This window comes from Pseudomonas sp. RIT-PI-r (assembly GCF_001297015.1).
Taxonomy (GTDB): domain Bacteria; phylum Pseudomonadota; class Gammaproteobacteria; order Pseudomonadales; family Pseudomonadaceae; genus Aquipseudomonas.
Genome location: NZ_LIGE01000005.1, coordinates 75474 through 89088 on the forward strand (window position 1 = coordinate 75474; position 13615 = coordinate 89088).

Annotated in this window: 14 protein-coding genes; 8 read left to right on the forward strand and 6 right to left on the reverse strand. The window is 48.0% G+C overall.

The window, feature by feature from the left end; genetic code table 11:
- Positions 1-7: 7 nt before the first annotated feature.
- Positions 8-466, reverse strand: coding sequence for a type II secretion system major pseudopilin GspG (gspG, locus tag AK821_RS00975; protein ID WP_064387726.1), 459 nt, complete (start codon positions 464-466; stop codon positions 8-10).
- 147 nt (positions 467-613) lie between these two features.
- Between gspG and gspI the strand changes: the two genes are divergently transcribed.
- The 3 genes from gspI (at position 614) to AK821_RS00990 (ending at position 3029) form a co-directional block, all read left to right on the forward strand.
- The gene (gene gspI / locus AK821_RS00980) at positions 614-1000 is read left to right on the forward strand and encodes a type II secretion system minor pseudopilin GspI (RefSeq protein ID WP_064387727.1); all 387 of its coding nucleotides are present in this window, start codon (positions 614-616) and stop codon (positions 998-1000) included.
- A gap of 513 nt (positions 1001-1513) precedes the next feature.
- On the forward strand, positions 1514-2650 hold the full coding sequence (locus tag AK821_RS00985) for a polymorphic toxin type 44 domain-containing protein (protein ID WP_064387728.1): 1137 nt from the start codon (positions 1514-1516) through the stop codon (positions 2648-2650).
- Positions 2637-3029, forward strand: coding sequence for a hypothetical protein (locus tag AK821_RS00990; protein ID WP_064387729.1), 393 nt, complete (start codon positions 2637-2639; stop codon positions 3027-3029). The genes AK821_RS00985 and AK821_RS00990 overlap by 14 nt, the downstream gene beginning before the upstream one ends.
- A 224-nt stretch (positions 3030-3253) precedes the next feature.
- Here AK821_RS00990 and AK821_RS00995 read toward each other — a convergent pair whose 3' ends face one another.
- Positions 3254-3613, reverse strand: a complete 360-nt coding sequence (locus tag AK821_RS00995; protein WP_064387730.1) for a DUF6124 family protein — start codon at positions 3611-3613, stop codon at positions 3254-3256.
- A gap of 589 nt (positions 3614-4202) precedes the next feature.
- Between AK821_RS00995 and AK821_RS01000 the strand changes: the two genes are divergently transcribed.
- Both AK821_RS01000 and AK821_RS01005 read left to right on the forward strand, forming a co-directional pair.
- Positions 4203-4544 carry a hypothetical protein gene (locus tag AK821_RS01000; RefSeq protein ID WP_236708289.1) on the forward strand — a complete coding sequence of 114 codons (342 nt, stop codon included), beginning with the start codon at positions 4203-4205 and terminating at the stop codon, positions 4542-4544.
- Between the two features lie 130 nt (positions 4545-4674).
- Complete coding sequence (locus AK821_RS01005; RefSeq protein ID WP_064387731.1) at positions 4675-5064, forward strand: hypothetical protein; 390 nt, start codon at positions 4675-4677, stop codon at positions 5062-5064.
- Positions 5065-5221: 157 nt separating this feature from the next.
- Here AK821_RS01005 and AK821_RS01010 read toward each other — a convergent pair whose 3' ends face one another.
- A complete protein-coding gene (locus tag AK821_RS01010; protein ID WP_008087957.1) occupies positions 5222-5581 on the reverse strand; it encodes a DUF6124 family protein in 360 nt (119 codons plus the stop codon).
- Between the two features lie 500 nt (positions 5582-6081).
- On the opposite strand from AK821_RS01010, the gene AK821_RS01015 reads away from it, so the two are divergent.
- From AK821_RS01015 to AK821_RS01020, 3 genes are all read left to right on the forward strand, one after another.
- Positions 6082-7515, forward strand: a complete 1434-nt coding sequence (locus AK821_RS01015) for a KAP family P-loop NTPase fold protein (RefSeq protein WP_152974136.1) — start codon at positions 6082-6084, stop codon at positions 7513-7515.
- A 52-nt stretch (positions 7516-7567) separates the two neighbouring features.
- Positions 7568-7993, forward strand: coding sequence for a hypothetical protein (locus tag AK821_RS29805; protein ID WP_152974137.1), 426 nt, complete (start codon positions 7568-7570; stop codon positions 7991-7993).
- Positions 7994-8127: 134 nt separating this feature from the next.
- Entirely contained in the window at positions 8128-9468 is a 1341-nt protein-coding gene (locus tag AK821_RS01020) for an FRG domain-containing protein (RefSeq protein ID WP_064387733.1), read from the forward strand.
- 685 nt (positions 9469-10153) lie between these two features.
- On the opposite strand, the gene AK821_RS01025 is transcribed toward AK821_RS01020, so the two are convergent.
- The 3 genes from AK821_RS01025 to AK821_RS01035 all read right to left on the reverse strand — a co-directional run bounded on the left by AK821_RS01025 (position 10154) and on the right by AK821_RS01035 (position 13045).
- Entirely contained in the window at positions 10154-10852 is a 699-nt protein-coding gene (locus AK821_RS01025) for a hypothetical protein (RefSeq protein ID WP_064387734.1), read from the reverse strand.
- 295 nt (positions 10853-11147) lie between these two features.
- Positions 11148-12101 (reverse strand): retron St85 family RNA-directed DNA polymerase, encoded by a 954-nt coding sequence (locus tag AK821_RS01030; RefSeq protein WP_064387735.1) that lies wholly within the window; start codon positions 12099-12101, stop codon positions 11148-11150.
- A complete protein-coding gene (locus AK821_RS01035; RefSeq protein ID WP_064387736.1) occupies positions 12098-13045 on the reverse strand; it encodes a retron St85 family effector protein in 948 nt (315 codons plus the stop codon). Before AK821_RS01035 ends, AK821_RS01030 begins: the two co-directional genes overlap by 4 nt.
- Positions 13046-13615: the final 570 nt, after the last annotated feature.

Genomic DNA, 13615 nt, shown 5'->3' on the forward strand with positions numbered 1-13615 from the left:
GCCGGCCTTACAACTGCCAGGAACCGATATCGGCATTCACGCCGTCGCCGTCCGGCTGACCGTCGGCACCGAGGGAAAAGATGTCGATCTCGCCATTCGCGCCGGGGTTGAGGTATTGATAAGGACGCCCCCACGGATCGTTCGGCAAGCGCTCCAGATACGAGCGCCAATTGCTGTTCTTCGCCTCCGCCGGCCGCTCCACCAACACCTTCAGGCCCTGGTTCATGCTCGGGTAAGTACCGTGATCGAGGCGATACAACTTCAACGCCTGCATCAACCCACCAATGTCCTGCTTCGCCGCCGTCGCCCGCGCCTGATCCGGCCGGTCCAGCACCTTGGGCACCACCATCGCCGCCAAAATCCCCAGAATCACCACGACCACCATGATCTCGATCAGGGTAAAACCCTGCTGCCCACGCGGCGTGCGCAACGGTTGCTGAAGCGATTTGAAAGGTGCGATATCCATCTCGACATACCCTGGCTTGATTCGATTCGACGCGCAGTGTTGCAAGAAGATATGTCAGTGATGTTGAAAATCCTCGGGTGTTTTCGTCGTCAAGCCGTCAAGGACGCGGGTTAGCGTCGAGGGCTGGGTTTTGGTTTTGGGCCGTTTATGTGTGCGCGTTCGCGGGAAGCGGGTTTCACGTTGATTGAAGTGCTGGTGGCGCTGGCGATTATTGCCGTGGCGATGTCGGCGGCTGTGCGGGTGGCGGGGTTGATGACGCAGAGTAGTGGGGTTTTACGGGATCGGTCGGTGGCGATGATTGCGGCGCAGAGTCGGATGGCGGAGTTGCGGCTTGAGGGTCGGTTGCCGGTTGGCATGAAGGCCGTTGAGTGTGATCAGGGGCGGTTGTTGTTGCGCTGCGAACAGGTAATCGCAGCGGCAGAGAATGGTCGATTGCTGAAGATCGGCATCCAAGTATTCGACCGCAACCAGGATGCGCCGCCGTTGGCCAGGCTGGAGACTTTGATGTCCCGAACGGAAAGCCCCTCACCCTAGCCCTCCCGAAACGTCGGACCGCCCAGAGGTAGAGGGAACCGATTCGGGGATATTCGAGAGTTACACCGACTTGAACGTCTTTCGTTGAATCCAAAATCGCCAAGCTCACAAAGCCAAATCGAAGGCCCTTCACCAAAGCCATAATCGCTACGTTCCTTCACCGAACCATAATCGCCAGAATCTTCCAGGTCGACGTACCCCGCAAGACACCTCGGTCGGCCCCCTCTCCCTCAGGGAGAGGGCTGGGGTGAGGGCCGCGTCCACTCACGCAGCCTCCAGAATCACCAAAGCCATAACCGATAAGGCCCTTAACCAAAGCCATAATCGCCAAGGTCTTCTAGGTCGCCGTACCCCGCAAGACAACTCAGTCATAGAAAACAACTGACACGGAAAAGGGAGATTTTTCAACAAGGCTTTTAGGATTTGTCTTGCAGCCATTTTTTGAGCTTCCCGGTAAAGTCAGACTACCGCAGCCATAAGCTGGCACGCCTCGCAACGATTCAAAGACGATACATGATTGCTTCTGCACGACTGGGTGATAAACATGTCTGCCCTTTGCCCGGCCATGGCACTACCCCGATTGCCTCCGCCAGTGGCGACGTAAATATCAACTTTATGGGCTCCGCCCGCGTTGGTGATACATGTGGGTGTGGCGCTGTAATCACCACAGGTTTCTCATCGATTCAAGTGAATGGCCGTCCTATGGCCCACCTTGGCAGTCCTACCAGCCATGGTGGAACCATCATCACCGGTTCAGGCGATGTAGGTGGTGGTTTTGTCATGGGCGATGCTGGCGGTGCAACCATCATTAACTTCATGGCACTGGGAGCGTTCCGCCCAGATGGGACTGTGGACGATGAAAAGATGGCGACCTTGCTCGCTGATCCAAATTTGAAAGAGAAAGCTCTGGCGGCGAATGCCTTGGTAGATCCGCAAGCCAGTGCCGAAAAACCCGAAGCGAAGACAGTGCCGGAAGCACCTACTACGTGCAAAGACCCTGACATGATGGAGCAACTGGCCAATTACATCGCCGATGAGATGAACCGCAATATCAATGACCCAGCAGTCTTGGAAATGAAAGAATTAAACAGCTTCGATCCTGAGGCGGAAACCAAGAAATTCATGGAGCTTCCGCTCTACCTACGCCTAGGGCAGGCCCCCCAGTTTTACAGCATGGCACTTGGAAAAAAGGCGAAGGCTTTCGCCATCTGGACGAATAAGGTGGGACAGGGTCAGGATTGGGATCACAAGCCCAAATTGGCCAAACTATTTGGCGCACCTTGGCATAAACAGGGGCCGTATGACTTCTACTACGATATCTGGTCGAACATCCATTATGGGTACGTCGGCTTAGCCGGTGGACTCTCTGACAGCGTGCAGTTGGATGGCGCTGGAGTTGAGCAAATAGGATCAGACAGTTGGCGCTTCCTCAAAGACCCCAAGAGGTTTGATGGCCCACGAAGGACAGAAGGTGTCGAAGGGATGCGAGCATGGGACGATGCGCCTGATAGAGTGTCGATCATCCTCGGAATGGAACTCTACAAGGAATATCCGAACGGCGGTGTCACTGCACAAATCATCATGGACAAGGTGTTGGCCGTGCCAATTGCTGACTGGGGTACAGGGGTTCAAATACATGTCTGCAAGTGAAAATAGACCACGACATATTGGCCGGTGGATAGGGCTATTTCTCATTGGTGCTGTGGCGTGCTGGTACATAGCTATACCGCGAGTTGTCGTTTACTACTCAAAAGACGGCACCAAGAACATTAATTACGTCCTGAACACACAGCACACCATCGTTCGCGGTGAACTGCTGCCGGGAAAAACAACGGGTGATGCGGGACATATCTTTCCTGACGATGAGTTCTTCATGCGTCTGGACTGGTGGAATGCAAAGGGCCAGAACCGTTGCATCAGCATTACTCCCCAGTGGCCGACAACGGAAATTCATATTGACCGTAACGGCGAGATTGACACCAGTGAAAGCAGTGGCACTGATGGAACGCGATTGAAGGTTTGCAAGTAGGATTTAGCCAAGCTATAGGTGGCTGCTTTCGGCCCAGAGTACGTAAAAACGGTTTCGCAAACCCTTGCTGTGATTTCTGAGGATGTTCATCGTTTCGAAACTTATCGCGACTGGAGAGCCAGCGCACTCCCACCTTGGAACACGCTCAAAGGTGGGAGCGAGCCTGCTCGCGAAGGCGCCAGAATGAACACCCGATCAATCACCAGGTGATCCCGACACCCGCATCACCCCGGCAATTGCAAATTATCCAACGCCCGATTCACCGCCAACTCCCCGAGCATGATCAACTGCGCAATCCCCAACAACGCCCGACGCTGCGACGCTGGCAACAAACTGGCGACGTTCTGCGCAATGGTTTTGGCCGAAGCGAGTGTTTCACTGGCATCGGTTAGCAGTTCTTCGTTTTTGTTGTCGGCGGTGACGGCATACATCCCACGGTTTTTTCGTGGCGGCGGCGTGGAACCGGGTGGACAGAGGTAATGGTCGAGCGCGCGGTCGGCGGCTTCGTGGAGTTTTTTGGAATCGATGGATTCGTAGGGGGAAACCGAGGCGGTTTCGGGCGGGTTGGGTGTTGGTTTGATCATGGTAAAGCTCCTTGATGACTGGAGCCGCCACCGTTCGCGGTCAAACAAACAGGGTGGCAGCTGTACGCGGGTTGACCGACCGGATATCAAGGAATCCGGCACACCCGAAGGTGTCCCACGCACAGCCACCGCGACATGATTTCAGATAATGCCTGAACACCTGCAGAACGCTGGCGCGCCTTGATATTGGGCGGACGGTCAAATCCGATCACTGATTCGTCAGCGACCGCACCACCATAGAACCCGCCCCCAAGGCGCACAAGCCGGCGGATTCTGGCGTAGCTGTAGGCAAAGGCGCAAGGGTATGTAGCCTGAGAGAGTGTCTGGAGATGTCTTTTTAAACGTTGGTGTTTCGAGACCTTACTGCGGCACCTTCCCACTCAAACAAATCTGCCCCATTACCGGCAATTTCCCCCACGCACAAAGCGTAAACCCCGTCGGGGCGTAAAGGCATTGCGAGCGACTCGACAGAAGCCACTCACCAACAGTCAATCAAAGGATTGTAAGAAATGTTGAGCGCAACTTTTGCCTCAGGCATTCTGTGCGACGCAAATGTACATGGACGGTAGATTTTTGGCGGTACTGTTAAATGAAACTAAAAATATTAGCCATCAACCTTTTATGTTGCTTCAGTTTATTTTCTAGCGCAGCGGACCTTCCTATCAAAGAGGGAATGCCATTTTCGAAAGCCCGAAAAGCTTTGATTGAAAATGGCTGGAAGCCGAATCCGTCCTACTCAGGTGAGTTCGGGGTTGAAAACGTCATCCAAAGAAAAGGTTTCAATGAAATCGAGTCTTGCACGGAGGGCGTCCGTGTCTGCAGCTTTAACTACATCAAGAACGGAGATTGTTTAGGTGTAGGAACTGTCGGCGAAGAAGTCAAAGACATGAAAGTTTATTCCTGGAACTTCAAATGCCCTGAAAAGGATTGAAACCAGAAATCGACAACAAAGTGGGCGGCGCTTCCCGAAGGTCCAGGCAAGAAGCATCGCTATCCTCCGCAACCTTACGCCGAGTATCCGGACTTTTTATCGACCTACAAATCTGCGGAGGAACTGTCCTATGAAGGCCTCAACCCTCGTACTTGTCGCAGTTTATTGCATGGGTATCAGCGCAGCGTTTGCCGATGACTCACAGGCGCCAAACGACAATCGCGGGCCAGCAGGCATCGTCGTCGGTGAGCGTTTGGCTGCGGCCAAGTCCAAGCTAGTCAAACAAGGCTGGAAGCCGACGCGGATGCATACCAACGACGGCTATGAATACAGTGGCGTGGAGCGGGAGTTGGCTGCACGCAAGTTTTTCGAACTGGATAGCTGCTCTTTTGATAGCTCGCGCTGCATCTTGTACTACGCGAAGAAAGGCGCTTGCCTACGCGTCGACATCATTGGAGAGCAATTCAATGACATGACGGTGACGCGATGGACCCGCGAATGTCCTGAAGCGCCTCAATAACCACACGAAAATGGCACGGTAATAATCAACTGCTCCCACAGGTTTCAGCGTCGTAAACAGCATCTGCAATCAGCACAAAACCCTGTGGGAGCGAGCCTGCTCGCGAAGGCGCCAGAATGAACACCCGATCAATCACCAGGTGATCCCGGCACCCGCATCACTCCGGCAATTGCAAATTATCCAGCGCCCTATTTACCGCCAACTCCCCGAGCATGATCAACTGCGCAATTCCCGCCAGCGCATGGCGCTGCGATGCCGGCAACAGGCTGGAGACGTTCTGGGCGATGGTTTTGGCCGAAGCGAGTGTTGCACTGGCATCGACCAGCAGTTCTTCGGTTTTGTTGTCCGCAGTCACGGCGTACATTCCACGGTTTTTACGTGGGGGCGGCGTGGAACCGGGTGGACAGAGGTAATGGTCGAGCGCGCGGTCGGCGGCTTCGTGGAGTTTTTTGGAATCGATGGATTCGTAGGGGGAAACCGAGGCGGTTTCGGGTGGATTGGGTGTTGGTTTGATCATGAGTGAATCTCCAAATCATAGAAAAGGAGCCATCATCTTTCGCTACCAAACGAAGGGGTGGTGGCCATACGAAGGTTGGTAGACCGGTGACTTGGAGAACCGGCGCGCCCGAAGACGCCCTGCGCATGACCACCATAAATACACAGCCCCAAAAAAGGCCTGTATCGGGTGACGCTATGCGCCAAGTCTAAGCCGGGCTACCAAACCCGATCGCTGATTCGTCAGCGACCAGACCACAATAGAATCCGACCCAAAAGCGCACAAGCCGGCGGATTCTGGCGTAGCTGTAGGCAAAGGCGCAAGGATGTGTAGCCTGGGAGAGTGTTTGGAGATGTCTTTTTAAACATTGGTGTTTACAGCGGTTGGTATCATCACTTAGCAGTCATTCAAGAAAGGATTTCGTTCAGCAACCTTTAAGGATGGAAAAAGTGGCGATTTAGTGGCGCATGGGTGATTATTTGGCCATCGTCAACGTAAAGTTGAAATAGGAGAAAAACCTTTTGACTATAGACGCCACAACTCCATCTCAAAGAAAATCGATTCAGCTACGCTTCAAAGGGATGCAATTCGATACGAGCGTCTGGCCTTGCCCCGAAGACTTACTAAAGCGCCAGGCAGAGATCGAGAACCTGTCGCAGGTCTTGCTAAATGCCCAATCACCTTTGGTTTTCGCCATTGACGCCCCTTGGGGCGGAGGAAAAACGACTTTTTTTCGGCTTTGGCAGCACTACCTGACGCACGAAAAAAAGGTGAGCCTTTACCTAAATGCTTGGGAAAGCGATTTCGCAGAGGATCCTTTACTGCCAATGTTGGCGATATTGGATCGCTGGCTTAGCGACCAAAGTAATTCTACTGCTGTCAGAACAGCATGGGAAAAAGCAAAAACATATGCACCAGGCATTATCAAATCGACCGCAGTAGCTGCCACCAAAGCCGCGACTTTCGGCGCGCTAGATCTCGATAAAGAATACGAAAAACTCGCTTCCGAGTTTTCCGGAGGGATTGTTGGCAACCTAGTCGATAGCTTTAATATAAAGAAGAAATCCTTAGACTCTTTTAAAAATCAGTTACGCAAGGCTCTCGATGCATTGCCAGAGGGGCAAGAGAACCTAATTTTATTTGTTGATGAGTTGGATAGATGCAAACCGACTTATGCAATTGAGGTTCTAGAGCGAATCAAACATCTATTCGATGTAGATCGTATAGTGTTTGTTCTTGCGATTAATCGGGATCAGCTCTCCAAAAGTTTCCAAGGGGTTTACGGCCCATCATTCGATGGCATTCATTACTTAAGAAGATTTATCGACTTAGATTACAAACTGCAAACGCAGGATGTTGGCGCATACATTAACGCACGCATTAGACAGCCAGACATACTGGAATATTTTAACTCTAGGCGCTCAGAGCGAGACGACTATGAGTACGGAGCAAACGTACTAGGGTTTCTTGCAACACGATTCGACTTTACTCTTCGAGACATTGATCAGTTCATCGTCAGATTGAAGTTAGTATTGCGCAGCATACCCCATGATCATTATTTGGACATTCCATTGTTGATCCCTATGATGACGCTGCGACAGGAAAATCAAGAGCTTTATACCAGATATGTGGAAAATGCTTTATGCGCAAACGAAGTGGCCGAATTCATACTTGGAGGCCCGATCGGAACTGTAGCCTTTGATCACTCAATGGCTGTAGCTGTAGGGTATCTAATCGCCGCAGCCAGAGACCCCTACGAGCAAACTCCCATTGATCACTTGATTACCCCTTGGAGTGAGTGGTATGAGCATACGAAAGAAAAAAACCCCCAGGCAGCTATAGTAAGAACAGTAGTGGAATTTGCATCTGACTCCAGAGACTTCCGACGTCGTAGAGAAATGCAAAAGCTTGCATTCTCACGAATAGAACTTGTAAACAAAATTGATATTTCTTGATATTGCTCTGTTCAACAAAAATAATTCATCAGCTTTCTTAAGGGCATTTTTTATGAGAATTTCAGAGCGAATCAAAGATGCAGTTATCTCCAAGACTGCTGAAGGTATTGCATTATCCGCCAGCGCAATAATTATTTGGTCTGCGGTTCAGATAGCCCCAATAATTCTTCCCGCCATCGATACAGGAATCCAAAAGTCAATATTGATTTCAATGCTATTGGCCTCGCTCGCACTAAATATAATTTTTGTTGTAATTTTCTGGGCATTCAATCGAAGATCCGAGCTTTCATTAAAATACGGAATTTATTGGGACAATGGAAAAAACCCCCATTGTCCAAATTGCAAAATTCCTATTTCTGGTTACGGCGATTATCAAACAGGGAAAGGCTACTATTGCAAACCATGCAAGAAGATCTTTCCACTTTGCGACGCAAGCGGCAAAGATATTAACCCTGAGCAAGCAATAAGTGAACTCTGACGGCAAACAGTTTTTAATATTTTCTAGGAGCCGCTATAAATTATGCAAGCCGCAGAACTTATGCTTTTCAAATCTTTGAGTTGCCGTTTGACTACCCTGGTTAAACTCAAGGGAAAAACCGAGGAAAGTTATTTATGATAAAAACTAGAATTGATAGCCTGAACGCTCTTGAGGAACACTTTTCTCGATACGGCGAAGGTTATTTATTTCGTGGACAAGTGAAGCATTACACAAACGACGCAGGCCAAGTGAGCATTCCGACCTCATTTAGCAGGCACGGATGTGTACCCGACATTATGTTTAAATGGACACACTATGCGAAGGCGATGATTCGAGCATTTTCTGGCTGCAGCTACTTTGATATCGACATTGAAACCTCGCAAGCTGTTTTGCAGCATTATGGCTGGAGGTCATTCTACATTGACTTAACTAAGACCCCCCATATAGCTTGTTGGTTTGCCGCAAATGAATATGTAGAACAAAAGCGCATTCACATGGGTGAAAACTTGTATGAGGAACCAGTATGGCTTGTACATAAAGAAGCTGAATATAGGGCAGGTTATGGTGACGGTCATATTTACATCATTGATCGATTAGCTCTAGAGAGCCTCGGAGTGAAAGTTCATGATTTAACTTTACTGGGAGACGATGAAGGCAGACTACGCTTTGAAGCTCAACAAGCATGCTTGGCTGGGAATCTAAAAAACAACCTCCCGCCTCAGACAGTCGTATCGCACATTGAGGTTGCGAGTTATATCTTGCGGGCATATTGCGAGAAGCATGGTCTTAGTAAGGTATCAGATGTATTTCCTCCGAAGGAAGAGGATTTCATCTTGAAAACGCTTTTAGAGTTACCTTGGGAAAGGCTGCGAATTGACTCTCCAATACCGACTTTCAAAAGAGGCCTAGAGATCCCTGACTATGAAGCCAAATTTGTAAAACACATCCCGGCTGAAATTACTTTATTCGAAAATTTCTGGATTGCAGATAATAGAGGGGACGACACACCTCTCAAATCGATTACATTCTATAAACTTCCACAGCTTTCATACTATGCAAGCACAAATCAAAAATTTGATCTTAGTTTTGTAAACAAAGCGCTTAAATCACACGGCGATTTTGTAATTGAGATAGACGGGCTAATTAAAATCATTGAAGATCAAGAGCCTTACAATTATGAAAAAGGCATACATATTTCAAAAAGCGACAATGGCCACATTTCTATTTCCGGCCTTATTGTGGAACACCCTGGAAACATAGTTAAAGGATTTGGATTAAATCAAGGATGGTATTATAAAGCCAGCATCGAAAACTGGGAAAAAGTACATAACGAGGACCAGTGCCCTTGCAATAATGACTTGAGGCACGAACTGCAATTTTCACTTCTACGCATGTTAAACGAAGCATTAAAAAACAACAAATTAGTTAAAGAGAGCTCAACCTGCTATCGCCACATATCAATACGACCACTATAAATCATATGTTAGGAAAAACAGGGCTGGATTCATTTAATATTTAAAATAAAGGAAACTGATTTATTTTTTGAAAACTTAAAACGCCTACCTTCTTCCTTCACTCTACTTCAGAAGTTATTCTGAATAGCGTGAAGGTAAATCTCTTGAGCTGCCTCTCTATGCCTGAGAAGTGACGAGTAGAAATGAATTTCGTGTTGAAACTCTGGCCATTGACCAGAATTTTGCCTACATAGAAATGCGACTTCTGCCTCCACTGTTTCCAGATCTCGTAAAGTCGCGATATTACCTTGATATTCGCCTGTCCAAATGCTCAGGGTCAATCTGTGCCTTAAATTTTTCCACTTATACCCATGATAGCCACCTTTACCTTTAGCCCGAAAACCAAAAGAGAGGCGCGAAGACATTGGTTGGGATGAAACTCCTACGTATAGGAGATTACCGGCGGCTGACAACGTGTACAGCTTTGGATGTTTTTTGGTACTTGCGGGTTTTGAGAATGTACATACCGACCCATTCGAAAAAAGTCGATATAGGCCATCGTCCAACAGCTCAAGATGGTATACCTGCGCCGCAAGTAAGTTCATACAAAAAGACTCCATATTTCTAATAATAGGTGGGGCATGTAGATTGTCAGAAGCACCAATAACCTACTCCTAATTCCCACACTGATCCATGGGCGTCTACTCTATAAGTCTCGGCCATAGCTGCAAATCAACTGAGAAATGATTGGGCCTTGAACGTACCCGGCCACTAAGCCTAAAAAAACCATACCTATTATCGCTGCTACCATGGCTCGCAACCATCCAAAATCGTGCAGAATCTTCTGCATACGAACTATCAAGTATGCAAAGCCTATGTAGCCAAAGACAACAAACCAATCTGAGTTATAGGCCATCTGATTGCCAAGGATTGCCGCGTGCACGGCCGCCTCATAGCCATCTAGTGTGCAGCTCTGAGCAATCGCAGTGAAACGAGCACCAAGGGCTGGCATCTCGAAAAGTTTAAGTACAACGAGCCAAGCTGAAAGAAAGAAAAAAGTGTTAACGCTCACCATTATCCGGCGAGTTGTTCCTAGCATACGAGCTGCAATGCCAAAACATACTCCATAGATCGCTATCAAAAACCAGTTCATCAGTGTCATGACGCCGGCGAGTTCGAGGCTAGGTTTCACGCCTGCTGATCTTAAGGCGGGCAACCCCAAAGCACTGAATCCGATAGCCACGACTATACCGAAGAACCATGCTCGCTCGCAGATGTCTGACCTGGTTTTCATTAAACTCAGAAAAGACGTATTTGATTGAAAAAGTACCTGCGCATCCTTTGCGGTTGCCGTAACGGAGGGCCATAACTTTTCAACTACCAGCTCTACCAACTTATCTATCAAAATGATGCTCCTTCGATATGCTTATCTGTCACCCGCAGCCCCAGACCGTATAAACGAATAGCTTACTATGAACTTGCTAGAATAATTCAACGGCGACTGCCTATATCGAACAGTCGACTGGGCCTTCGTGATCAAAAGTAGCCACCACCAACCACCATCAGAAATTGACTGTTTACGCGATTACACCTTCAATCGCTCATCTGGATGCACAGTTTCCGTAGACCTTCATCAAATAGAGAAAACAAATCATATCCGATTTCTTTCAAATTCGAAGATCGCAAGTACGCTAACGGCATCACTTAGATTTCTTCCCTCTCTGCCTGAGCAAATTCGATATTACTTGGCCTGTATACTTGCCTCTCATTTTCGCGACAAATAACGGTTCTACATCTTGTGCAAAACCCATCAACCCTTGAAGATGGAGAGTTGACTTTTCATCTAATTCATGAAGAGTATACCGATGAATCATCGCACTAATTAATCTTTTCTTATCGCGCCCTAAAGAAACTTCGTTATCATTGGAAATAATCAACCCGGTGATACGACGCTGCTTTTTCTTTGAGGCAAATACTGTTTTTTCAGAGTTAATTTGAAGACGTGGGTACGGAATTTTCTCAAGAGTTTCTAAAATGAAACTTTGGACCTCAGATGTTGCACCTTTATCATTCGTAGAAAAAGTAAGGTCATCTGCATAGCGAGAGTAAACTATATTACGATCGAGGCACCAAGCCCAGACTGCCAAGTCGAAATAATACATAATTGAATTAGACAAAACTGGAGAGCTAGGTGCGCCAATACTGAGAGCAAGTCGAGATGTAGCTCTGTCTCTCACACAACTTATTCTTGCAATATCTTTAATGCTTTGTACTGATATTTTTCCGCAAAGTACGTAGGAAAGGTGGTTGACTAAGTCCGACTCGGTAATAGAGCCAAAAAAATTGGAAAAATCGAACTTTACAATAAAAGCGTTCTGCTTGTGTCGCTCTGCGTTTGCTTTAATACTTGAGCCTTGCCTGTAGGCAGCAGCGCATTCGTGAACAGGAAGCTGGGAAAACCAATCATCGACAAGTAACGCTTGTATTACCTTAGTTTCTTTTGCAGGCTGTGCGATAGGTCTCATGCCGCCAGATTTTTTGGGGATGAAGTATCTTTTATAAGCGTAAGGTGCTCTTACAATTAGCCGCCCCACGTCATGCTCGGACAAAGACAAAATTTCCGACATATGTTTGCGAAAGTCATACAGGCTCATTTATGACCTCCCAGTTTCGCACGATCAATAGCTCTGTTACGGTTGCGTTCGGCCACCGTAACCTTATAGTAGTTCACACATTCAACACGTAAGCGCAAAGGATCAACAGCTATACCCGATTTCAATACGAGACGGAGGCTATGAAAAGTATCATCACCACACGCATAAAACGTGGAGTCGCTGTATTCGATTTTTTTGACAAGTCTAAATTCTTGGAGAAGAAAAAGCTTCCGCCTCAAGTCATCCCGATGTATTTCTCGGCCTAAAGATTTGATCGAGTCAATCAACTCTTTTTCCTTTAGGGCGACGAATAGCTTTAGAAGCTCATAAATCAAAACAATGAGATGAATATTATTATCAACATTAAATGCCTGAGTCTTTTGAAGCTCCAATATTTCAGTGGCAATATCCTCAAGAACATCACTAACAACATCTTCAGATATGTCATTTGGAAACTTTGGACTCCAAGGGTATACCTTTACCCCTGTCCCATGCTTCTCTTTGATATGGCGTAGAATTCCTAAATTAATGAATGAACTAGCACCCGCATATTCCTCAGGAACAAAAACAATCAGTTTTTTATTGAAGTCCGGCAGCTGAGAAAACGCACCCAATTCAGCAATCGCGCCTTCACTTTCAACGGCGATTGCCACCAATGAACAAACGCTCCCCAGATCAGCCTCAAAGTCCATCAAGTTTCTGAAGACGCCATCTTCGTGCCAAGACTTGATTTCTTCTGGGCGGAATATATGAGGTGATGCAGCCATTTGAAGTGCTTTGCGTTTCACTGCGTCCCGGAGAGACCTAACTGGTGGGTCGTCGGCGTCGGCATGTTCCTTTTCGGGAACGAATCCTCCGCAAAGTAAAACGATAGGATTTTTTGAGAAATGAACCTTGCATTGCTCAAGATCAACGTCTGCAAGAATGCTTTGTCGCGGGTCCATGCGATAGGGGGCTCTTTACCAAGAATCAGCCGCAGAGAAGATCTGTGGACCGGAGTGAGCGAAGCGAGCGTAGGGCCGCAGATCTTCTCTGCGGAATAAAACAACGCAATGTAATTGAGTCTGGCGAAACGCCTGACTAAGCTGTCGACGGAAACCGTCTAGCTATGAACGCGTAAAGAGATGCCGAATCTAGATCAGAGTGCCATCACTGTCAACACTTCAAAGCAACACCAGCGCATCAGAAAATCTGACGTTCTCTATTGGCGGCAAGCTGCGGCAGGCCTTCAAGTGTTCCTGCAATGTCTAGACGCCCCGCCATGGCGGAACGTCTGCTTCTATCCGATCTCGAACACTATCGAGGATCCGCTTTTGACCCATTGCATTCACGAATGTCCTTCGCTTTCCGCTCTGATTTTCTACAGAGGAATTTGAACTTGCATCCAACCAAACGGCAAAAATAACGACTTCGTGCCTACAAATCAGGGCCTAATAAGGCTCGGCAACACCAACCCCTCCGCCAACCTCTCCACCCCCAACCGCACCCTCTCCCCACCCTGCTCAATCACCACC